General features: G+C 73.7%; 16 protein-coding genes and 1 tRNA gene. 7 read left to right on the forward strand and 10 right to left on the reverse strand.

The window, feature by feature from the left end:
* Positions 1 to 19: 19 nt before the first annotated feature.
* Together GL259_RS16760 and GL259_RS16765 are read right to left on the reverse strand one after the other, a co-directional pair.
* The gene (locus GL259_RS16760; protein WP_159533601.1) at positions 20 to 763 is read right to left on the reverse strand and encodes an N-acetyltransferase; all 744 of its coding nucleotides are present in this window, start codon (positions 761 to 763) and stop codon (positions 20 to 22) included.
* A 50-nt stretch (positions 764 to 813) separates the two neighbouring features.
* A complete protein-coding gene (locus GL259_RS16765) occupies positions 814 to 1,593 on the reverse strand; it encodes an HNH endonuclease family protein (protein WP_159533603.1) in 780 nt (259 codons plus the stop codon).
* Positions 1,594 to 1,753: 160 nt separating this feature from the next.
* On the opposite strand from GL259_RS16765, the gene GL259_RS16770 reads away from it, so the two are divergent.
* Positions 1,754 to 1,939 carry an antitoxin gene (locus tag GL259_RS16770; protein WP_159533605.1) on the forward strand — a complete coding sequence of 62 codons (186 nt, stop codon included), beginning with the start codon at positions 1,754 to 1,756 and terminating at the stop codon, positions 1,937 to 1,939.
* A 112-nt stretch (positions 1,940 to 2,051) separates the two neighbouring features.
* Here GL259_RS16770 and mfd read toward each other — a convergent pair whose 3' ends face one another.
* The 3 genes from mfd to GL259_RS16785 all read right to left on the reverse strand — a co-directional run bounded on the left by mfd (position 2,052) and on the right by GL259_RS16785 (position 9,286).
* A complete protein-coding gene (mfd, locus tag GL259_RS16775) occupies positions 2,052 to 5,609 on the reverse strand; it encodes a transcription-repair coupling factor (RefSeq protein ID WP_159533607.1) in 3,558 nt (1,185 codons plus the stop codon).
* Positions 5,610 to 5,921: 312 nt separating this feature from the next.
* Complete coding sequence (locus GL259_RS16780; RefSeq protein WP_159533609.1) at positions 5,922 to 8,501, reverse strand: FtsX-like permease family protein; 2,580 nt, start codon at positions 8,499 to 8,501, stop codon at positions 5,922 to 5,924.
* Entirely contained in the window at positions 8,498 to 9,286 is a 789-nt protein-coding gene (locus GL259_RS16785; protein ID WP_159533611.1) for an ABC transporter ATP-binding protein, read from the reverse strand. The genes GL259_RS16780 and GL259_RS16785 overlap by 4 nt, the downstream gene beginning before the upstream one ends.
* 435 nt (positions 9,287 to 9,721) lie before the next feature.
* On the opposite strand from GL259_RS16785, the gene GL259_RS16790 reads away from it, so the two are divergent.
* Positions 9,722 to 11,215 (forward strand): MFS transporter, encoded by a 1,494-nt coding sequence (locus tag GL259_RS16790; protein WP_159533613.1) that lies wholly within the window; start codon positions 9,722 to 9,724, stop codon positions 11,213 to 11,215.
* A gap of 93 nt (positions 11,216 to 11,308) precedes the next feature.
* On the opposite strand, the gene GL259_RS16795 is transcribed toward GL259_RS16790, so the two are convergent.
* Entirely contained in the window at positions 11,309 to 11,560 is a 252-nt protein-coding gene (locus tag GL259_RS16795; protein ID WP_159533615.1) for a hypothetical protein, read from the reverse strand.
* A 430-nt stretch (positions 11,561 to 11,990) separates the two neighbouring features.
* Between GL259_RS16795 and GL259_RS16800 the strand changes: the two genes are divergently transcribed.
* Together GL259_RS16800 and GL259_RS16805 are read left to right on the forward strand one after the other, a co-directional pair.
* Positions 11,991 to 12,530, forward strand: coding sequence for a DUF485 domain-containing protein (locus GL259_RS16800; protein ID WP_159533617.1), 540 nt, complete (start codon positions 11,991 to 11,993; stop codon positions 12,528 to 12,530).
* On the forward strand, positions 12,527 to 14,143 hold the full coding sequence (locus GL259_RS16805) for a cation acetate symporter (RefSeq protein ID WP_159533619.1): 1,617 nt from the start codon (positions 12,527 to 12,529) through the stop codon (positions 14,141 to 14,143). The genes GL259_RS16800 and GL259_RS16805 overlap by 4 nt, the downstream gene beginning before the upstream one ends.
* A gap of 144 nt (positions 14,144 to 14,287) precedes the next feature.
* On the opposite strand, the gene GL259_RS16810 is transcribed toward GL259_RS16805, so the two are convergent.
* From GL259_RS16810 to GL259_RS16820, 3 genes are all read right to left on the reverse strand, one after another.
* Positions 14,288 to 15,172, reverse strand: coding sequence for a cellulose-binding protein (locus tag GL259_RS16810; protein ID WP_159533621.1), 885 nt, complete (start codon positions 15,170 to 15,172; stop codon positions 14,288 to 14,290).
* Between the two features lie 204 nt (positions 15,173 to 15,376).
* The gene (locus tag GL259_RS16815) at positions 15,377 to 18,082 is read right to left on the reverse strand and encodes an SUKH-4 family immunity protein (RefSeq protein WP_159533623.1); all 2,706 of its coding nucleotides are present in this window, start codon (positions 18,080 to 18,082) and stop codon (positions 15,377 to 15,379) included.
* A gap of 9 nt (positions 18,083 to 18,091) precedes the next feature.
* A complete protein-coding gene (locus tag GL259_RS16820) occupies positions 18,092 to 19,111 on the reverse strand; it encodes an SMI1/KNR4 family protein (RefSeq protein WP_159533625.1) in 1,020 nt (339 codons plus the stop codon).
* A gap of 351 nt (positions 19,112 to 19,462) precedes the next feature.
* On the opposite strand from GL259_RS16820, the gene GL259_RS16825 reads away from it, so the two are divergent.
* The gene (locus tag GL259_RS16825) at positions 19,463 to 20,038 is read left to right on the forward strand and encodes a YwqJ-related putative deaminase (RefSeq protein ID WP_159533627.1); all 576 of its coding nucleotides are present in this window, start codon (positions 19,463 to 19,465) and stop codon (positions 20,036 to 20,038) included.
* A gap of 51 nt (positions 20,039 to 20,089) precedes the next feature.
* Positions 20,090 to 20,623 carry an SUKH-3 domain-containing protein gene (locus GL259_RS16830; protein WP_243762315.1) on the forward strand — a complete coding sequence of 178 codons (534 nt, stop codon included), beginning with the start codon at positions 20,090 to 20,092 and terminating at the stop codon, positions 20,621 to 20,623.
* 60 nt (positions 20,624 to 20,683) lie between these two features.
* Here GL259_RS16830 and GL259_RS16835 read toward each other — a convergent pair whose 3' ends face one another.
* Entirely contained in the window at positions 20,684 to 22,012 is a 1,329-nt protein-coding gene (locus GL259_RS16835; RefSeq protein WP_159533629.1) for a histidine kinase, read from the reverse strand.
* Between the two features lie 560 nt (positions 22,013 to 22,572).
* Here GL259_RS16835 and GL259_RS16840 point away from each other — a divergent pair.
* Positions 22,573 to 22,643: transfer RNA gene (locus tag GL259_RS16840), tRNA-Gln, on the forward strand.
* The last annotated feature ends 124 nt before the right edge of the window (positions 22,644 to 22,767 follow it).

Here is a 22,767-nt window from a genome sequence, read left to right on the forward strand (position 1 = left end):
GGCGCCCCCGCCGGGGCGCTCACAGGCGGTGCCGCATCCACACGTTGGGTTCGACGTACACCGCGTGTCCGCGGGCCGGCTCGCAGCGCACCGGCACCAGCGCCCCCGGCACCTCGACGTCGCCCTCGGTGTCGAAGGGGAGGCCCGTCCAGCGGCGCCACTCCTCCAGCGCGGCGGACACGGTCATGGACGCCGGCGCCACGGAGACGAGGGTGGCGCCGGCCCGGGCGTGGACGCGCAGCCAGGGGTCCTGCGGCAGCCCGTCGGGGCGCACCCGGCGTGCGTACTCCTCGATCGGGGTGCGCGGTTCCAGGTGCTTGGCGCTGGGGCGGACGGGGGCGACGACCTCATGGAAGCCGTGGCGGCGTGCGTTGTCGCGCATCGCGGAGAGCATCAGGGCGGACAGTCCGCGGCCCTGGGCGTGCGGGGCGACGGAGACCGAGATCGCGCTGACGGTGTCGGGACGGACCCCGCGGCGCAGATCGGAGAAGGCCCGCACGAGCACCTCGTCCCAGCCGCGCGCGGGCAGTTCCCCACGGCCCTCGGCGCCGAGGGCGAACGGCACGCTGTGGGCGGTGGCGACGACCTCGCCCCGCGCGTCCTCGGCGAACAGCACGTACTCGGGCAGTTCGGCGGCGATGCGCGGGAAGTACGCGGCGCCCACGAGGTCCTCGACCACGAACCGCGGCCAGGTGTCCGCCATGTCCCGCACCGGCTGCGCCATGAGGGGACGGTCCGCGAGGCTCGAAACCTTGAAGTCCACGGCGTCACCGTGGCCATGAGTCCGCGCACGGTGGAACGGTTTTCCGGTGCTCAGGCACCGCACTGCGCCAGCATCGCCCGCTTGTCGGCCGCCGTCACCGGCATCTCGTACTTGACGGCGACCTGGGCGAAGCGGACCGCGTACGCGCACCGCACGGACCTGTCCGGCGGGAGCCAGGTCGCCGGACCGGAGTCCCGCTTGGCCGAGTTGGTGGGGCCGTCGACCGGAATCAGGTTGAGGGGGTCGTTGGCCAGTTGCTCCCGCTTGTCCTCGGACCAGCGGGAGGCGCCCATCTGCCAGCTGTAGGAGAGCGGCACGACGTGGTCGACCTGCACCTCGGCGGCCTCCCGCTTGCGCCACTCGATGGTCCGGCCGGTGTAGGGGTCCGCCAGGGTCATGGCGACGACCACGCAGTCGGAGCCGGACCGGAAGCGGAGGTCCTGGCCGTCGCGCCGGAGCACGTCGTTGCGGGTGTCGCAGCCGTTGCGGGACAGCGGGACCCCGTCGGCCGTGTCCATCCACGCGTAGCCGAAGTCCTCCCGGTCGTAGCCCGTCTTCGGGCCGCGCCCCTTCGTCGGCACCGTCCCGACGAGCTCGCGGGCCTCGGCCCTGTCGTCCTCGCCCGTCACGGGCGCCAGGCCCGGCTTCGTCCCGTCCGGGTTGTCCAGCGGACCGGCGGCCCGCCCGCCGGAAGCGGCGCCCGCGCTCTCGCCGCCGGCCGGGGGATCCCCGTCCAGGCCCCCCGCACAGCCGGCCAGCAGCACGACGGCGGCGCACACCGCCGGCCCGGTCCGCCGAGCCGTCCGGCCCCACCTCCCGTACCCCGCCATGACGTCCTCCCTCGCTCCTGTGTCCCCTGCCCCGCGCGGGCCGTGCGATGCCCGGTCCACCGTAACGAGCGAAAGGTCCAGACCACATCGGGGCCAAACGGGCATTCCTCGCCTGTCGCGCGTATCGTCGATTCTGAGTCACCACCCGAAGGAGCTCTGCATGGGTATCTTCGACAAGCTCAAGGGCAACAAGACGGCACGCGAGAAGGCCAAGCAGGCCTCGGACACCGCCGAGAAGAAGATCAACGAGAGGACCGGCGGCAAGTACGAGCAGCAGGTCGACACCGGGCAGCAGCAGGCCGAGCGCCGTTTCGGCATGGGCCGCGACCACCCCGACCAGCCGTAGGCCTCGTGCCGGCCCCCGGGGCCGTGCCGAACCACCTTCACTGCGCGAAGCCGTCCACGGGTCCCTTCCCGTGGACGGCTTCGCACGGTGCCGCGACCCGGCCGGCGCCGTCCTACGACCCCAGGACCGACGTCAGGAACTCCCCGACCCAGCCGAGCAGTTCACGCCCGACCAGCGGCTTGCCGCCCACCTTCGCGGTCTTGGGGCGCGGCACCAGCACCTGGTGGGCGGCCGCCTTGACGACCGTGCCGGGGTAGAGGCGCTTGAGGCGCAGTTCCTGGGACTCGCGCAACTCCACCGGGGCGAAGCGGACGTTGTTGCCCTGGAGGACGACCTCGCCGACCCCGCACGCGCGGGCGAGCATGCGCAGGCCCGCCACCAGCAGCAGGTTCTCCACCGGCTCGGGCAACTTGCCGTAGCGGTCGACGAGTTCCTCGCGCACGGCCTTGATGTCCTCCTCCGTGTCGGCGGAGGCGATCGCCCGGTACGCCTGGAGCCGCAGCCGCTCGCCCGGGGCGTAGTCGTGCGGGACGTGCGCGTCGACGGGCAGCTCGATCTTGACCTCGAGCGGCGGCTCCTCCTCGATCCCGCCGGTCTCCAGCTGGCGCCGGTAGTCCGCGACCGCCTCGCCCACCATCCGCACGTACAGGTCGAAGCCGACGCCCGCGATGTGGCCGGACTGCTCGCCGCCGAGGAGGTTTCCGGCGCCGCGGATCTCCAGGTCCTTCATCGCCACGTACATGCCCGCGCCCATCTCGGTGTGCTGGGCGATGGTCGCCAGGCGCTCGTGCGCGGTCTCGGTGAGCGGCTTCTCCGGCGGGTACAGGAAGTAGGCGTACCCGCGCTCCCGGCCTCGTCCCACGCGGCCGCGCAGCTGGTGCAGCTGGCTGAGGCCGAAGTTGTCGCCGCGCTCGACGATCAGGGTGTTGGCGTTGGAGATGTCGATGCCGGACTCGACGATCGTCGTCGACACCAGCACGTCGAACTTCTTCTCCCAGAAGTCGACGACGACCTTCTCCAGCGCGGACTCCGGCATCTGGCCGTGGGCGGTGGCGATGCGCGCCTCGGGCACGATCTCGCGCAGCCGGGCCGCCGCGCGGTCGATGGACTCGACCCGGTTGTGGATGTAGAAGACCTGGCCCTCGCGCAGCAGCTCGCGGCGGATGGCCGCGCCGATCTGCCTCTGGTCGTAGGGGCCGACGAAGGTGAGCACCGGGTGGCGCTCCTCCGGCGGGGTGGTGATCGTCGACATCTCGCGGATGCCGGTGACCGCCATCTCCAGGGTGCGCGGGATGGGCGTGGCGGACATGGTCAGCACGTCGACGTTGGCGCGCAGCTTCTTCAGCTGCTCCTTGTGCTCGACGCCGAAGCGCTGCTCCTCGTCGACGATGACCAGGCCCAGGTCCTTGAACTTCGTCTCGGAGGAGAACAGCCGGTGGGTGCCGATGACGACGTCCACCGAGCCGTCCCTCAGGCCCTCCAGGACCGCCTTCGCCTCGGTGTCGGTCTGGAAGCGGGACAGCGCCTTCACGCTGACGGGGAACTGGGCGTACCGCTCGCTGAACGTGCCGAAGTGCTGCTGCACCAGCAGCGTCGTGGGCACCAGGACGGCGACCTGCTTGCCGTCCTGGACGGCCTTGAAGGCGGCCCGCACCGCGATCTCGGTCTTGCCGTAGCCGACGTCGCCGCAGATCAGGCGGTCCATGGGGACCGACTTCTCCATGTCCTCCTTGACCTCGGCGATGGTGGTGAGCTGGTCGGGCGTCTCCGCGTAGGGGAAGGCGTCCTCCAGCTCGCGCTGCCAGGGGGTGTCGCCGCCGAAGGCATGGCCCGGCGCCGCCATCCGCGCGCTGTACAGCTTGATCAGGTCGGCCGCGATCTCCTTGACGGCCTTCTTGGCGCGCGCCTTGGTCTTGGTCCAGTCGGCGCCGCCCAGGCGGTGCAGGGTGGGGGCCTCGCCGCCGACGTACTTGGTGATCTGCTCCAGCTGGTCGGTGGGGATGTAGAGGCGGTCGCCGGGCTGGCCGCGCTTGGCGGGGGCGTACTCCACCACCAGGTACTCGCGGGTGGCGCCCTGCACGGTGCGCTGCACCATCTCGATGTAGCGGCCGACGCCGTGCTGCTCGTGGACGATGTGGTCGCCCGCCTCCAGGGTGAGCGGGTCGATGGTCTTGCGGCGCCGGGCCGGCATCCGGGCGCCGTCGCGGCCCGCGGCCTTCTGCCCGGTCAGGTCGGTCTCGGTGAGCACGGCGAGTCTGAGCGCCGGATCGACGAACCCGTGGTCGATGCAGCCGCAGGCGACGTGCACGACGGACGGCGTGATCTCCCCCAGGTCCGCGTCCAGACGGGCCGCGATGCCCTCGCCGCCCAGCACCTCCACCGTGCGGGCCGCCGGGCCGTGGCCCTCGGTGACGAACACCGTGCGCCAGCCGTCGGCGAGCCAGCCCTTGGTGTCGGCGAGCGCCCGCGCGGTGTCGCCGCGGTAGGTCTCGGGGGCGTGCATGCCGAGCTTGAGGGTGTCGCCCGCCGTGTCGGCGGCGAGCGCCCCCGCCAGCTCCTCGTCGGCGGCGAACGGCGACACCGACCACCACATCATGCCCAGCTCGCGCGCCCGCTCCCGGACGTCCGCGATGGACCACAGCGAGGCCGCGCCGACGTCGATGGGCGCCTCGCCGCCCCCGGCGGTGGCCGCCCAGGAGGCCTGCAGGAACTCCTGCGAGGTGGCCACCAGGTCCGACGCCCGCGTGCGCACCCGCTCCGGGTCGCACACGACGGCCATGGCCCCCTCGGGCAGCACGTCCAGCAGCAGCTCCATGTCGTCCACCAGGACCGGCGCGAGGGACTCCATGCCCTCCACGGCGATCCCCTCGGCGATCTTGCCGAGCAGTTCGCCGAGCTCGGGGTGGGCCTCGGCGAGGGCACGCGCGCGGGCCCGGACGTCCTCGGTGAGCAGCAGCTCGCGGCACGGCGGGGCCCACAGGCCGTGCTCGGCGACCTCCAGCGAGCGCTGGTCGGCGACCTTGAAGTAGCGGATCTCCTCGACGTCGTCGCCCCAGAACTCGATGCGCAGGGGGTGTTCCTCGGTGGGCGGGAACACGTCGAGGATGCCGCCGCGCACGGCGAACTCGCCGCGCTTCTCGACCAGCTCCACGCGCGCGTACGCGGCCGCGGCGAGCGCCTCGACGACCTCCTCCAGGTCGGCGCCCTGCCCGGTCCGCAAGGAGACGGGCTCCAGGTCCCCCAGCCCCTTGACCTGCGGCTGGAGCACGGAACGCACGGGCGCGACGACGACGGAGACCGGCCCGGTCTCGGGGTCGTCGGGGCGGGGGTGGGCGAGGCGGCGCAGCACGGCCAGGCGGCGGCCGACGGTGTCGCTGCGGGGGCTGAGCCGCTCGTGCGGCAGCGTCTCCCAGGACGGGTACTCCACGACCCCCTCCGGCGGGAGCAGGGAGCGCAGGGCCGCCGCCAGGTCCTCCGCCTCGCGTCCCGTCGCCGTCACCGCCAGCACGGGGCGGCCCGTGTCCCGGGCCAGGGCGGCGACCGCGAAGGGACGGGCCGCAGGGGGGCCGACCAGGTCGACGTGCATGCGGTTGCCGTCGGCGGCCGCCGAGATCGCTTCCGCGAGGGCGGTGTCCTTGACGACGGCGTCGAGCAGACCGTGCAGGCTCATTCGGGGTGCTTTCCGTCCGGGGGTGTGCAACACGACGGGCCCGACACGCGCTGCGGGCCGGGGTGTCCAGCGTACGACGCCGCGCTCGCGGGCGCCGGGGGCTGTGGACGACGCCCGCCGGCCGGTGCCCGGCTTCCGGGCTTCCGGGCTTCCGGGCTTCCGGGCTTCCGGGCTTCCGGGCTTCCGGGCTTCCGGGAGGATCCGCCCCCGGCCCCTCGGCCGGCCGGGCGCCGGCAGGAGAAAACCCGGCGCCGGGAAGTCCCGCAGGACTCCCGGCGCCGGGCGCTCCCCCGCAACCCCCGTGTGCGGTGGCTACTCGGTGGCGATGGCGTTCAGGACGTTCATCCGGCCCGCCCGGAACGCCGGGACCAGGGCCGCGAACAGACCCACGAAGGCCGACCCGATGAACACACCGATGATCGTCGGCCACGGGATGTCCAGGACCTTCAGGCCCTCCAGGGCGAGCAGCTGCTGGGCGGTGGCGCCCCAGCCCATGCCCAGTCCGAGGCCCAGCAGGGCGCCGAAGAGCGCGATCACCACCGACTCCATGCGGATCATGCGGCGCAGCTGCCGGCGCGAGAGGCCGATGGCCCGCATCAGGCCGATCTCCCGGGTGCGCTCCACCACCGACAGGGCCAGGGTGTTCACCACACCGAGGATCGCGACCACGATCGCCAGGGCCAGCAGACCGTAGATCATGTTCAGCAGCTGGCCGATCTGGTCCTTCAGCGCGTCCTTGTAGTCGGTCTGGTCGCGCACGGTGTACTGCGGGTAGTCGTGCAGCGCGTCCTTCAGCGCCTTGTACGCGGCCTCCTGCTGCCCGTCCTTCGCCGCGGCGAAGAGCAGCGTGTCCAGCGGCATCCTGTCGGCCGGGACGTGCTCGGCGAGCGTGTCGATGGACGTGTACATCGCGCCGGCGTCGACGACGGCCTCACTGCTGGTGATCGCCCGGACCGTCAGCGCGCCCGTCGAGCCGTCCTTGAACGCGACCTCGATCTTCGAGCCGATGCCGATGCCGTGGTCCTTCGCGAAGTCCTCGTGGACGGACATCGAGCCGGGCCGGTAGGCGTCGGCGAGCTTCCCCTCGACCGTCTCGACCCGCAGGTCGGTCGCGTACGTCGGGTCGGCCGCCGTGATCGCGGTGTCCTCGACCGTCTTGCCGTCGGGCGTGGTGAAGTCCGCCTCGGTCCACTTGTACTCGGTGACCCGCTCCAGCCCCGGCGTCGACTTCACGGCCTCGACGGCCTGCGGGGTGATCAGCTGGCCGCTGTCGGACTGGATGATGAAGTCCGTGCCGACCGTCTTGTCGAGCTCCTCGGTGGCCGAGGCGACCATGGACGAGCCGACCACCGACAGACACGCCACCAGCGCCAGCCCGATCATCAGCGCGGCGCCGGTCGCGCCGGTGCGGCGCGGGTTGCGCAGGGCGTTGCGCTCGGCCATGCGGCCCACCGGGCCGAAGGCCCGCAGCAGGACCGCGCCGAGGACCCGGACCACGCCGCTCGCCAGCACCGGCCCGACGACGACGAAGCCGATCAGGGACAGCACCACGCCCAGCCCCAGCCACAGGGAGCCGTCCGTGGCCTTGTCCGCGGTGCCCGCCAGGTACAGGGCGGCGCCGCCGGCGCCGGTGAGGACCAGGCCGACCGCGCCCCGTATCCAGCCGGCCCTGCCGTCCGCCGGGGTCCCGGCGTCGCGCAGCGCGGCCATCGGGGAGATCTTCCCGGCGCGCCGCGCGGGCAGGTAGGCGGCCAGCACGGTGACGACGACGCCCAGGACCAGACCGAGCGCCGGGGTCGTCCACGCGACCGTGAGGTCGTCCGTGGACAGCTCCATGCCCATCATGCCCATGAGCTTCATCAGCCCGACCGCGAGGCCGACGCCCGCGCCGACGCCGAGCACCGAGCCGACGACGCCGAGCAGCAGCGCCTCGGCCAGCACCGAGCGGTTGACCTGGCTGCGGGAGGAGCCGATGGCCCGCATCAGGCCGATCTCCCGGGTGCGCTGGGCGACCAGCATGGAGAAGGTGTTGATGATCAGGAAGATGCCGACGAGGAAGGCGATCCCGGCGAAGCCGAGCATCGCGTACTTCATGACGCTCATGAAGCCCTCGAGGTCCTTCTGGTTGGCCTCCGCGGTCTCCTCGGCGGTCTGCACCTTGTAGTCGCCGCCGAGTTCGGCCAGGACGTTCTTCTTCAGCTGCGCGTCGCTGACGCCGGTCGCGGCGGTGACGTTGACGTTGGTGTAGACGCCGCTCTCGCCGACCAGGGCCCGCTGCGCGGTCCTCGTGTCCAGGTAGAAGATCGCGGCGCCGGGGTTGGTGACGGTGAAGTCGGCGATGCCGGAGATCTTCGCGGTGTGCGTGCCGACGGCGTTGATCACGCCGATCTCGTCACCGAGTTGCAGGCCGTGCTTGTCGGCGGTGTCGGCGTCCACCATCACCTGGTCCGGGCCCTCGGGCGCCGCACCGTCGGTGATCTTCATGGTCCGGGCGTCGTTGCCGTTCCAGCTGCCGACGATGGTCGGACCGCCGCTGGTGGGCGAGAGGCTGTCCTTGTCGCCGTCGACGACGGTCACCGAGGTGGAGAAGACCGTGCCCTCGGCCGACTTCACGCCGTCCGCCCCGCGCACCTCGTCGAGCACCGAGGCCGGTATCACCGGCGGCTTGCCGTTGTCGGAGGTCGTCTCGCCGCTGTCGGAGGCGTTCTCGGCGCTCACCGTGACGTCCGAGGAGGTGGCCGCGAAGAGCTTGTCGAACGTCGTGTTCATCGTGTCCGTGAACACCAGCGTCCCGCACACGAACGCCACCGACAGCAGCACCGCCACCGCCGACAGCGCCATACGCCCCTTGTGCGCGAGGAAGTTGCGCAGCGAGGTCTTCAGGACGGTCATGACGTGCGCCCCCGGGCGTCGAAGTCCTTCATGCGGTCCAGCACCTGCTCGGCCGTCGGCTGGAACATCTCGTCGACGATCCGGCCGTCGGCGAGGTACAGCACGCGGTCCGCGTACGAGGCGGCGACCGGGTCGTGGGTGACCATCACGATGGTCTGCCCCAGCTCGTCCACCGAGCGGCGCAGGAAGCCCAGCACCTCGGCGCCCGCGCGCGAGTCGAGGTTCCCGGTCGGCTCGTCACCGAAGATGATCTCCGGGCGGGCCGCCAGCGCCCGCGCCACCGCGACCCGCTGCTGCTGACCGCCGGACAGCTGGGTCGGCCGGTGCTTCAGCCGCCCGGCGAGCCCCACGGTCTCCACCACCCGGTCCAGCCACGCCTTGTCGGGCTTGCGGCCGGCGATGTCCATGGGCAGCGTGATGTTCTCGAGCGCGTTGAGCGTCGGCAGCAGGTTGAACGCCTGGAAGATGAATCCGATCCGGTCCCGGCGCAGTTGTGTGAGCTTCTTGTCCTTCAGGCCGGTGATCTCGGTCTCGTCCAGGTGGATCTGCCCGCTGGTGACGGTGTCGAGCCCGGCCAGGCAGTGCATCAGCGTGGACTTGCCGGACCCCGAGGGACCCATGATCGCGGTGAACTGGCCGCGGGCGATGTCCACGTCGACGTGGTCGAGGGCGACGACGCGGGTCTCGCCGGACCCGTACGCCTTCACGACCTGCCGCGCCCGCGCGGCAACGGCCGTACGCCCTCCAGTACCCCCGTGCCTGGGAATGGTCACAGCCGATGTCACGGTAAGTCTCCTATGTCGGTCAGCAGATGAGAAAGCGATGCCGCGGCGCCCGCCGTCCTGCTCGACGGCCGCTTCGTGCGATTCCGTATGACGTGTTCAGTCTGGCGACGGGAGGGGGTCCCGCGCACTGGTGTTCAGCGCAGTCTCTTCCTGAGGAAAACCCCACCCCCGCCGGTGTGCCCAACCGCCCCCAGCGGCATAAAGCCAGCCTAAGGACGGCTTCCGCGCGTCTCGTCCTCCGCCGGTACGACACCTCCCCGAGCCGTAGTACGGAGGTACCCCTAGGGGCCGTCCTCCGACGGGCGGAGCACTTCTCGGGGTCGGCTCCGTCCGTCGGCCCACCCAGGCTCCACCCTCCCGCGACGTCAAGGTCAAGTGCGAAGCTGTCGGATGCAGGCAGGTGCACGGGGCAAGGACCGCGAGGAAGGATTCCGGGTGGACGGCACCAGACCGGTGACACGGGACACCGCACAGGGGACGGGGACCGACCGGCGCGCGGCCGTCGTCGCCGCCCTGATGCTCGCGATGGCGCTGGCCGCCCTCGACTCCACCATCGTCTCCACCGCCGTCCCGCAGATCGTCGGCGACCTCGGCGGCTTCTCCTACTTCTCCTGGCTGTTCTCCGGCTATCTGCTGGCCGTCACCGTCACCCTCCCCGTGTACGGCAAGCTGTCCGACACCTTCGGCCGCAAACCGGTCCTCGTCGCGGGCGCGGCGCTGTTCCTGCTGGGCTCGCTGCTGTGCGCCCTGGCCTGGAACATGGCCGCGCTCATCGCCTTCCGCGTCGTGCAGGGCCTGGGCGGCGGCGCCCTCCAGGGCACGGTGCAGACGCTCGCCGCCGACCTGTACCCGCTCGAGCAGCGCCCGAAGATCCAGGCCCGCCTCTCCACGGTCTGGGCGGTCTCCGCGGTCGCCGGCCCCGGCATCGGCGGCCTCCTCGCCACCTACGCCGACTGGCGCTGGATCTTCCTGGTCAACCTGCCCGTGGGGGCGGTGGCGTTGTGGCTGATCGTCCGTCACCTGCGGGAGCCCGCGAGGGAGTCGCCGGCACGGGCGCGCGTCGACTGGGCGGGCGCGCTGGCGATCTTCGCCTGCGGCGGCGTCCTGCTCACCGCCCTCGTCCAGGGCGGAGTGGCCTGGCCCTGGCTGTCCGCGCCCTCCCTCGCCCTGACCGCGACGGGGCTCGCGCTCCTGGCGGTGGTGATCCTGGTGGAGCGCCGCGCGGCGGACCCGATCATCCCCGGCTGGGTGTGGCGCCGCCGCACGATCGCCGCGGTCAACCTCGCCCTGGGCGCACTGGGCCTGCTCATGGTCGCCCCGGCCGTCTTCCTGCCCACCTACGCCCAGGCGGTGCTCGGCCTCGCCCCGGTGGCCGCCGGATTCGTGCTCTCCGTGTGGACGGTGACCTGGCCGGTCTCGGCGGCCCTCAGCCAGCACGTCTACCGCCGCATCGGCTTCCGCAGCACCGCGATGCTCGGCATCGGCACGGCCGCGCTGATCCTCTTCTCCTTCCCCCTCCTCCCCTACCCGGGCGAGGCCTGGCAGCCCACCCTGCTGATGCTCCTGCTGGGCGCCGCCCTCGGCCTCTTCCAGCTCCCCCTGATCGTCGGCGTGCAGTCGTCGGTGGTGTGGGAGGAACGCGGCACGGCGACCGCGTCGATCCTCTTCTGCCGGCAGACCGGCCAGACCGTCGGCGCGGCGCTGTTCGGCGCGGTGGCCAACGGCGTCCTGGCCGCCCGCCCGGGCGGCGCGGGCGACCTGGACTCGGTGACCCGGGCGCTCGACGGGGGCACCGTCCCCGAGCCGACCCGCCGGGCCATCGCCGACGCCGTCCACGCGGTCTACCTGGGCGCGGCGGGCGCGGCGGCCCTGGCGTTCCTGGTGCTGCTGGTGCTCGCGCCGCGCCGGTTCCCGCTGCTCAAGGACTGAGCGGTCCCGGCGGGACGGCCGGCCCCGTCCGCGACGGCGAGGAATCCCGCGGGCCGGCCCCCGCCCTCCGCGCGCCGGTCCGGCGGGTGCCCGTCACCTCTCCCGGTCGAACCAGGCGGTGGACCGCGACAGGAACAGCAGGACGACCACGGGCACCCCGCCCGCGACGCGCAGCGCGGCGTCCACGAACCGCTCGGGCGCCGTCGCGTCGAACACCTGGCTGAACGACCCGAAGAGGACGAACACCATCACCACGACGACGGTGAGCCGCACCCCGTTCCCCGCGCCGCCGCCGAACGTCAGGGCGAGCAGCGCGCACCCCCGGACCGGCGGCCACGGCGCCACCGGCTCGCCCGGGCCGTGGGACGTCAGCCCCCAGGGAGGCGACGACCGCCAGTCCGGCGAGGGCCGTCGCGAACAACAGCAGTCGGGCCGCGCGCACCTGACGGGGCGTCACAATGCCGGCCGGCGCGCTCATCCGGTTCCCCGTCGCTCCTCACGGACCCGCCCGATGCGGGGAACGAGATCCTCCCCGCGGTCCCGCTCCCCGCGCAACCCGAGGCGCCCGCGGAGGACCCCCGGGGCCGCCGAAAGCCCGGGTTAACGCGGGTAACACCCCCAGGTCGGCCCGCGTTTCCCATACCGACCGATCAGTTTGGCCAAAACGCAGCGCGTTCCAGGGCGCGCGAGTAACGTGCGGGACCCGCTCCCCCGCCCCACCCCCCTCACCTCCCTGCGGTCCCCGCACGGACCCGAGCCACGCAAGGAGCACGGGATGTCCTTCGACCCGTACCCGTCCCCACGGGACCCGTCCCCGTTCCCATGGGACCCGTCCCCGTCCCCGCGCCGGAACCCGTATCCCCATCCCCCCGCCTCCGCCCGGCCCGCCCACGAGCCGTTCCCCGCCCCCTTCCCCCCCACCCCTCCCTCCCCCTCCTACGCCGCCCACCCCCGGCAGCCCTCCGCCCCGCCCGCCCAGGAACCCCGGCGGACCCCCCTCCACCCGCCGCTCGGACACCACAGCGACCTCCGGCACCTGCGCAGCGCCTACCGGTGGCAGCGCCGCACCGCCACCCTCACCGCGCTCGGGTACTTCGTCCTCTTCCTGGTCCTGTCGGCGTTCGCGCCGTCCTTCATGACCGGCACCGTCACCGGCGAGATCCCCACCGGTCTGCTGCTCGCCCTGCTCCAGGTCCCCGTCACCTGGCTGGCGATCGCGATGTACGAGGGCACCGCCCGCCGCCGCGTCGACCCCCTCGCGGACCTCATCCGCAGGCAGGCCGCGCTGGACGCCAAGCGGGAGGCGACGCGGTGAACCCGGAGTTCAGCGGGAACGCGCAGGCCATGGCCCTCGTCGGCTTCTGCGCCGTCGCCACGGTCACCCTGCTGCTGTGCGTGATGACCGGCCCCGACCGCGACGACCTCGACGAGTTCTACACCGGCTACGGCTCCCTGTCCCCCTTCCGCAACGGCCTGGCCGTCGCCGGCGACTACATCTCCGCCGCGACCGTCCTCGGCACCGGCGGCGTCATCGCCCTGTTCGGGTACGACGGGATCGTCCTCGCCCTGAGCACCGCCCTGTCCCTGATGCTGCTGATGTTCCTGCTGGCCGAACCGCTGCGCAACGCGGGCCGGTTCACCATGGGCGACGCGCTGACCCGGCGCATGCCGCAGGGACGCGGGATACGCATCGCCGCGTGCGCCGTCACCCTCGCCGCGCTGCTGCCGATGATGCTGGTGCAGCTCGCCGGCACCGGACAGCTGATGGCCTTCATCCTGGGCTTCTCCGGCGAGTCGCTGCAGACCGGCTGCATCGTCGGGGTGGGGGCGCTGATGATCAGTTACGCGGCGATCGGCGGGATGAAGGGCACCGCCCTCATCCAGATCCTGAAGATCGTGATGCTGCTCGGCTCCGGCATCGTCGTCGCCGCCCTCGTCCTGAACAGGTTCGACTGGGATCCGGGCGCCCTCTTCGACGCGGCCGCCGACAACAGCGGCGTCGGCTCCGCCTTCCTCTCCCCCGGCCTCCAGTTCGCCGGCGGCGCCAGCCCCGGCCTGGACATGATCACCTCGCAGCTGACGGTCGTCCTCGGCGGCGCCTGCCTCCCCCACGTCACCATGCGCATGTACACCGCCTCCAGCGCCCGCCAGGTGCGCCGCTCGATGTCCTGGGCGGTGTCGAGCGTGGCCCTGTTCGTCCTCGTCATCACCGTCGTCGGCTTCGGCGCGACCGCGCTGATCGGGCGGGCCGCGATCGCCGAGGCCGACCCGCGCGGCAACACCGCCTATCTCCTCGGCTCCCAGGCCGTGTTCGGCCCGGAGGTGACCACGGCGGAGACCTTCCTCTTCACCACCGTCACCACGGCGATCTTCCTCACCGTCCTGGCCTCCGTCGCCGGCATGATCCTGGCCTGCGCCAACTCCCTGGCCCACGACGTCTTCGCGGCCCGCGTCCAGGAGATGTCACCGCGCCGCGAGATGACCCTGGCCCGCCTCTCCGCGCTCGCGGTGGGCGTCCCCGCGATCCTGCTCGCCACCCTGGTGCAGCACCACAGCCTGCAGCCCCTGGTCACCCTGTCCTTCTGCCTCGGCGCCTCCGCCGTCGCGCCCGCCCTCGTCTACAGCCTCTTCTGGCGCCGCTACACCCGGACCGGCCTGCTCGCCACCCTCATCGGCGGCTCCCTGGCCGTACTGCTGCTGATGCCGGGCACCAACCTGGTCTCCGGCTCCCCCGTCTCCGCCTTCCCCGACGCCGACTTCAACTGGTTCCCCTTCACCACCACCGGGCTGCTCTCCATCCCCGCCGGCTTCGCCTGCGGCTGGCTCGGCACGATGGCCTCCGGCCGGGCCAGGGCGGAGGAACAGCGACAGCAGTACGAGGCGGTGGAGGCGTGGATCCTCGCGGGGGCCGCGCGAAGGCGGAACTGAGACGGACCGAGGTGGCCCGGGGCGGGACCGAGGTGAACCGAGGCGGACCGAGGTGGCCCGGGGCGGGACCGAAGCGGGACCGAGGACGCGTGCGACCGCCCCCTCCCCCGGGAACGCCCCGGGCCCCCCGGCGCCTCGGGCCCCCTACTCCACCACCCGCCCCGTCAGCGCGCTGAGGCTGGCGCACACGTGGTCCATGTGCGCCTGCACCTCCTCCCGCCTCTCCGCGTGCTCGCGCAGCACCCGCTCGGTCTCCCGCTCGATGTCCTCCGCCCGCACCCGCGCCTCGGCGAGCAACTGCTCCGCGCGCTCCTCCGCCTCCTCCTGGAGCCGCCGGGACTCCTGCTCCGCGTCGGCGAAGACCTGCTTCGCCCCGGCCAGCACGCCCTCGGCCCGCTCCACCGCCTCCGCGTGACGGGCCTCCAGCCCGGCCACCCGTTCGGTCTCCTCCCGCTCCGCCCGGGCCAGCCGTTCCTGCTGCTCCCCGGTGCGCTCGGCCAGCATCCCGGCGGTGCGCCGGCGCATCTCCCGCACCGCCTCCAGGGCCTCCGCGCGCCGCTCCTTCACCTCGGCCCGGGCCGCGACCCGGATCTCGTCGGCCTCCGTGCGGGCCGCGAGCAGCCGCTGCCGGGCCTCCTCGTCGGCGTCGGCGCGCACCGTGTCGGCGTGCGCCTGCGCGGCCTCCTGCACGCCGGCCGCCTCGTCCCGCGCCAGGTCCCCGATCCGCTGCGCCTCCCGGCGGGCCTCCTCCCGCACGGCCGCCGCCTCCACCTGGACCAGCTCGAACAGCCGCCGGGCGTTCTCCCCGAGCGACTCGTACGTCTGCGGAGCCAGCCCCGCCACCCGCTCCCGCAGCCGCTCCACCTCCTCCTCCATCTCCCGGGCCAGCACGGTGAGCCGCGCGGCCCGCTCCCAGGCGGCGTCACGATCCGCACAGAGGGCATCGACGTACGCGATCACCTGCAGGGGGCGGTAACCACGCCCCCGCACGACCTCGAAGCCCTGCGACGACACCGATGCGCTGCTCATCCTGGAACCCCTTCACCGGACGGACCCGAAGCCCAGCACGACGACCGAGCACGAAATGGGATGATTCGCGCACATCTTGATGGATCACACGGAAGTGTTCATAACGCGACACTCCGCGAGGAGGACATGCAAAAGCCGGGCCCGGTCGTCGTACCGACCGGGCCCGGCTCCTCGCGCACCGGGCGGGGGATCAGCGGCGGCGGCTCACAGCAGGCCGTCCCACATCTGCTCCAGCAGCACCGACCACCAGCTCTCCGGCGACCCCAGGGCCGCCGGGTCCAGCGCGGCCAGCTGGGCCTGGAAGTCCACGGTCCAGCGGCCCGCCTGCTCCTGGTTCAGCCCGTACCGCAGCCGCCACATCCGGCCCAGCAGCGCCAGGCAGCGCGCGAACTCCGGCAGACCGGTGTTCACGAACTGCGGCGGCACGGGCGCCCCGCCCGGCCCCGCCTCCACCGGCACCGCGACGATGTGCGCCGTGCCGTACTGCACGCAGATCGCCTTGCCGAAGTCGCTGCCCATCACCAGGTACGAACCCGCGTCCGAGGCCGGCTGCACCCCCCGCTCGGCCGCCAGCTCCGCCAGCGTCGGCACCGGGCGGCCCGGCTGGGCCTGCGCCCAGAAGAACGGGCCCATGTCCAGCGGCAGCCCGGCCACCACCAGCGTGTGCGCCACGACCGGCGGCACCCCCTGCCGCGACACCGCCGCCTGCTCGAACCGGAACACCCCCGGCCCGAACGCCCCCGCCAGCTCCTGGGCGACGCCCTCCGGCGGGACCGGCGGGACCGGCTGCACCGGCGGCAGCGGCGCGCGCACCGGGGCCGGACGCGCCGGGCCGTCCGCCACCTGATGCAACTCACCCTGATGGGCCAGAAGTTGCCGCATGCCCTGCTGCCGGCTCGCGTGGTCCGTGCCGTACGGCGCGATGGACGTGATCCGCGCCTGCGGCCACTGCTCCCGGATCATCCGCGCGCAGTACGCGCCCGGCAGCTCGCACGACTCCAGCTCCGTGTGCAGCTCCAGCACCTGGTCCGGCGGCACGTTCATGGCGCGCAGCTCGTGGAAGATCTGCCACTCCGGGTGCGGCGTGCCCGGCGCCGAACGCCGGATCAGCTGCTGCTCGGAACCGTCCTGCGCGCGGTAGCGCAGCACGGCCTGGTAGCCGGGGCCGACGGTCGGCTGACCGGTGGGCTGCTGCGGATACCCGTACGCCGGCGGCTGCCCGGGCACGGGCGCGCCGTGCGGAGGCGCACCGGGAGCCACCGCACCGGGCGGCGTCCCCGGGACGCCGCCGGGCACGCCGGGAGGAGCCGGCGGCGGAGGCGCACCCGGAACCCCCGGGGCCCGCGGCGGCGGAGGCGTACCGGGACCGCCCACCGGGGGCGCGGCCAGCACCGTCTCCGCGTGGTGCACGGGACCGCGCCCGCCCCCCGCGGCACCCGGAGCGCCGGGGGCGCCGGGGGCGCCGGGCGGCTGCGGCGCCCCGGGAGCACCCGGGGCGGCCGGGGCGCCGAGCGGGCCCGGGGGCTGCGGCGCGCCGGGCGCACCCGGACCCGTCCCGCCGGGGTCGGCGAACATCGTCGCGGCGTGGTGGACACCGCCCGGCGGCGTACCGCCGGGCGCGTTCGGCGCCCCCGGGAAGGGCGGGGCCGGGACGCCCGGCGGAGGCGTCGCGGCACCCGGCGGCTGCGGACCCGGCGCGCCCCCGGGGCCCTGCGGGCCGTCGGGGCCGAGCGCCGACACCATCTGCGTCGGCACGTACCCGCCCGCCGGAGCGCCCGGCGCACCGGGCGCGGACGCGGGCGGCGGGGGTGTGCCGCCCGGCCGCGCGCCCGGCGTCCCCGGGGCGCCCGGCGGAGGCGGTGCCGTCGGAGCCGGACCGCGACGCGGCGGCGGTGTCGCCTTGCTGGTCGCGGCGTCGGCGATGTCCCCGGCGTGCGGCGGGAGCGGCCGCTCGGGAGCAGCCGGAGCAGCCGGAGCAGCCGGAGCAGCCGGAGCAGCCGGAGCAGCCGGAGGCGGCGTACTGCCCTGCGGCACACCGGCGGGCGGCGTCCCGGGCGCACCCGGCGGCGGCGTACCCGGTGCACCCGGCGGCGTACCCGGCACCCCCGCACCCTGCGAACCCCCGGGCGGCACGGGCGCGTCGGGCACCTGCAGCGCCGGTGCGACGGCCGTCGGCGGAAGCCCGCTGCCGCCCGACATCAGCGCCGTCTTGGCGTCCGGGGTCGCCGTGGGCGGCGGGGCGCCGTCGCCCGACTCGTTCAGCTGCGGGGCGAACACGGTCTCCGGCAACGGCACGGAGCGGTCCTCACCGGCGTCGGCGTTGGTGTCCGTACCGGCCCACGGCGTCGCCCCGGCCGGCGCGCCGGCACCCGCCGGGGAGCCGCTCCCCCCGGCGGCGGGCCACGCCGCTCCGCTCCCCGCCCCGGCAGGCACACCCGGCACCGGAGTGCCGGCACCGGAAGCGGAGCCGGACCCGGACTCCGGGGAGCCCGCCCCCGCGGTCCCCGGGGCCGGACCCGAACCCTCCCCGCGCCGATCCGGGATCCCCAGCCGATCCGCCGCCTCCTGCAGCCACTCCGGCGGACTCAGCAGGAACGACGTCTGGTTCAGGTCCACCCGCGCCGCCGGCGCCGGCTCCGGCACCGCCTCGTCACGGCCGTACTCCTCCTCGTACCGGCGGATCACCTCGCCCACCGGCAGCGCCGGCCACAGCGTCGCCTCACCGCTGTCACGGGCGATCACCAGCCGCTGCGCGCCCCCGTCCGAACGGGGCCCGTCCGCGCGGTCCTCCGCCCACACCACGAACCCGAGGTCGAACTCCCGCACCCGCACCTCACGGTGCTGGTACGCCGGCACGTCCCCGTTGACCCATTCCTCCGCGCGCTCCTGCGCCTGCGCGAACGTCACCATCGCCGAAGCTCACTCCCCCGCGGAAGAAACCGGAACGGCACGCGCGAACCCGCCGTCCACCATCAGATTCGCCACCGTCTCCAGCTCCGGCGGAGACCCCGCCAGACGCGACAGGAACGCGTCGAAGTCGTCACCGCACGGCAGCAGCAGCCGCTCCACCCGCTCGGCCGGCGGCCACGACGGATCCACGTCCCGCGCGTCGTCGTACGCGCAGAACCACACCGAACCCACCCGGTCGCCCTTCACCTTCACGGCCAGCAGACCGCCCTGCACGAAACCGACGCACAGATAGTCCTTGGTGAGGTGGTCGCGCAGACACTTGTTGACGTACACCAGGTCGTTGACCGCCGCCTCGTCCCGCACCGTGAAGAACGGCTGGTCGACCAGCAGCCCCAACTCCGCGTCCAGCGCCGTCCCCACCGGCGCGCAACCGCCCGCCGCCTTCAGGAACGACCGGTACGCGCCCGGCAGCCGGTACCCGAGGTCCTCCTCGACCCCCAGCACCTGCGACTCCGACACCGCCACGCCCGACTTCGGCAGCCCGAAGTGCGCCGGACGGGTCTCCTGCAACGGCCGCGTACCGCGCTTGTCCTGGTCCACGTTCGCCGTCGCCACCCCGCCGTGGTGCCGCAGCAGCGCCTTCACCTCGACCGGCACCAGCTCCAGCCGCCGCGACCCCACCACGTGGTGCCACGTCCAGCCGTGCGGCGTCGCCACCGCCGGCACCGTGTCCCACAACGCGTGACCGCTCGCCGCCAACGCCGCGTTCGCCGACACGTAGTCCGTCAACCGCAACTCGTCGACGCCGAAACCCTCCGGCGGCTCCGCGACCTCCGCGGCCGCCCGCGCGTAAGGGGAGAAGTCGGGGTAACCGTGCTCGTCCACCCGCACCCCTCTCGGGTGACGGGCCGCCCGCACCGGATCCGGGAAGTGCACGACCTGCCCGGCGTAGGCCGCGTTCGGCGGCGCGGCTTGTCCCCCGGTCCGGCGGCCGGGAGGTACCCCCAGCCCGAGCCGACCTGTCGTCATGGCGGTTGCCCCCTGCGGCATTCTGTACGCCCCCGCCGGCCGGCTCCGGCCGTCACGGAACGTATTCGACTGTCACGTCTGTCCCTACTGCTTACCGCCACGACCCCCGCGGTGTCCCGCACGCACCACCGCGCGGATCACCGCATGGATCGCGGTGCCGACAGCCTATGCGGTACGACGACACCGGTCACCGGCACCGGTGACCGGCCCCTCCGCTTCCGTGACCAACCGTCACCCTCCCGTGACAGCCCGCCCAAACCCGGGCGTGTCGCCCCGCCCCAGCTTCCGCATCGGCCACGGCGTTTGGCACCCTGTGACCTCCGAGGGGATGCTCGGGAGGGAAAGACGATCATGAACGTGACACAAACGGGGACGCACACCGGCCCGTCCGGCGACCCCCGATCCGGCGACCCCCGCATCGGAAGCCCTCGCACCGGCGACCCCCGGTCCGGCGACCCCCGCATCGGCTGGAGCGCCACCGACGGCATCCACGTCCCCGGCCTGCGCCACCGCCGCGACGGCATCCTCCCCACCATCGCCGCCGCCCTCTCCGTCCGCGGCGCCACCCTCACCGGCACCGCCGCCCGCGGCGACACGCCCCCCGCCCTGCACCCCCTCGTCCAGGACTTCCTCGACGCCCTCACCAGCACCCAGCGCGACCGCTTCACCGGCCGCTGCGCCGAGACCATCCTCATCTCCCGGCACATCGCCGCCGCCGACGCCGCACGCAGCAAACGCGCCGCGCGCAGACCCATGACCAACGGCGAGGCCCGCAGATCCCTCAAACACGCCAAACTCACCGCCCGCCGCATCCGTGAGGACGGCGACCCCCTGCACGGCACCTTCGCCGCCCCCTGCCGCGCCTGCACCGCGCTCAGCGCCCACTTCGGCGTCCGCATCGTCGACCCGGCCGCCACCGACGGCTGACCGGCCCCCTCCCCGGTCACCACTCCACGACCACCGACGAACCAAGGGCAGATGCACACCGACCGCACCTCCTCCCCCAAGTCCCCGACTCCGCTCGGACAGGGGGTGACCCCGCCCCGCTTCGCCGTCCCCGTCGACGCCGCCCTGCGCGCCGCCGGATGGCGACCCGGGCGCTGGGACATCAAGCAGGCCGAGATCTGGGCCGACACCCTGCGCGACCACGCCTCACCCGCCGGGCACCGCCACACCGTCTTCCCCGCGGCCGTCGAGGCCTGGGCCGAATTCGGCGGACTCCGCATCAACCCCACCGGCCCCGGCCGCCAGATCGCCCCCGCCGCCCTCGACCTCGACCCGCTGCACGGCCTCCACATGGCCCGCACCCTCGGCGACCTCGGCCGCGCCCTCGGCACCGAGGTCTGCCCCCTCGGCGCCGAGACCGACACCCAGGCCCTCCTGGCCATCGACGCCCACGGCCGCGTCTACACCCTCGACCACACCGGCGACTGGTACCTCGGCCCCGACATCGACCGGGCCCTCGCCGCCCTCGTCTCCGGCATCCAGCCCGTACGCCTCACCGCCGGCTGACCGCCCCGCCGCCCGGCCCCCACCGGGACACGGCACCGGACCCACGGCGCCGCACCGGCACTACGACGCCGGGATCACCGCCGACACCCGGAAGCCCCCCGCCTCCGTCGGCCCCGACACGAACACCCCGCCCAGCGCCGACACCCGCTCCTTCATCCCCACCAGACCGTTCCCCCCGGACGGCAACCGCGCCGACGACGCGGCCTCCGGCGGCGGCTCGTTCTCCACCTGCATCGCGATCTCCGACACCCGGTGCGCGAGCCGCACGTACGTCTTCGCGCCCGCCGCGTGCTTGTGGACGTTCGTCAACGCCTCCTGCACCACCCGGTACGCCGTCGACTCCACCTCCCGCGCATACGGGCGGACCTCCCCCTCGACCGACAGGTCCACGACCATCCCGGCAGCCGCCGACTGTCCCACCAGCTCGTCGATCTCCGACAGACACGGCCCCTCGGCCGCGCCCTCGGCCCCGCTCCCCGACTCGTCCACCGCCCGCGACGCGGCAGCCGCGGCGGCCGCCCCCACCGCCGCCAACGGCACCGACGCCCGCTCCCTGCGCCCGGCACCCTCCGTACCGGCCCGCAGCACCCCGAGCATCTCCCGCAACTCCGTCAGCGCCTGCCGGCCCATGTCCCCCACCAGCGCGGCGTTCCGCACCGCCTTCTCGGGGTCCTTGCGCGCCACCGCCTGCAACGCCGCCGCGTGCACCACCATCAGGCTCACCCGGTGCGCGACCACGTCGTGCATCTCACGGGCGATCCGCGTCCGCTCCTCGCTGCGCGCCCACTCGGCCCGCTCCTCCGCCCGCTCCGCGAGCAGCTGGAGCTCCCGCTCCAGGCTGTCCGCCCGCTCCCGCAGGCTCTCCATCAGCCGCCGCCGCGCCCCGACGTACAGACCCAGCAGCAACGGAGGGGCCGTCACCCCCAACGAGGTCGTGACGGCCGCGAACGGCACGATCCAGTCCCCGATCTCCAGGTCCTCCCGCGCGATGTCCTGCCGCACCCGCACGAACATCACGATCAGCGTCCCCACCAGCTGCATCCCGGCCAGCGAGGCGATGATCCGACGCGGCACCTCCGAAGCGGCCAGCGAGTACAGGCCGACGATGCCCAGCAGGAAGCCCATCGCCGCCGGCGTCACCGCGACCGCCACCAGCACCACCGCGATCGGCCACTTCCGCCGCACCAGCAGCACGGAACCGGCCAGCAGGCCGAAGACCACCCCCGCGGCCACCGGGAGCCCCGCCTCCCGCGCGAACGGGACCCCCTCCAGCCCGCACTCCACGGCGGACGCCGCCGCGAGGCTCACATCGAGCACGGCACTGCGCCGCCTGGCCCACCACCACGGCCCGCCCCGGACCGTCACATGCTCTTCCCCCGTCGTGGTCATGTCTCCAGCCTACGGGCGCACGGCGCCGCTTTTCCGGCGAGTTTCCACGCCCGGACCCCACCACACGGGGTGACCGTTCGGATGCGGTACGGCCCGAAATCCCTCGAACTGCTGAATCGGTCATCGTTCGAGGAAGGAAGCGGGCATTCCGCCCGGACGGCATGCCTGTGACACATGCATCCGGCGGATCCGCCGGCTTCGAGAACCCGCGGGAGCGGGCGGTGGCACTGCGGCGAGCGGGCCACAGCCTCCGGCGGATCCGCGACGAGCTGAAGATCTACGACGACGACGTCCCCGACCGGCCGGTGAAGGGCGAAGCACCGCCGGCCCGGACGAAGCGCCCGAACGCGAAGGACGACCTGCGGAAGAAGACGAGAGGGCCCGGCTCCGGAACCGGACGTACGGCCGCCGCGAGAACGCCGGCGCGTCCTGCCGGGGCCGCTCGGCGCCGAAGTCCTGAGGGGTGCCGACTCGTACCGTCGCGTCGAGGGCTCCTGGTACGGCATAGTAGAGGCGGCGTGCGAAGCCGATCAATCAAATCGGACACAGCACCCAAGCGATCCCGGATCGTCTAAGGGCAGGACAAACGGTTTTGGTCCGTTGAATGAGGGTTCGAATCCTTCTCCGGGAGCTCACCGCACACCTCACGTTCCTTCGGGTCCTGACCGGCCGATCCCCGGTCAGGGCCCGCTCTCATGTCCCCTCCGAAACACCCCGGTATCCTGCGGATGTCCATCCCCCACCCCCATCCACAG

It is taken from the genome of Streptomyces sp. Tu 3180 (assembly GCF_009852415.1).
Taxonomy (GTDB): Bacteria; Actinomycetota; Actinomycetes; order Streptomycetales; family Streptomycetaceae; genus Streptomyces.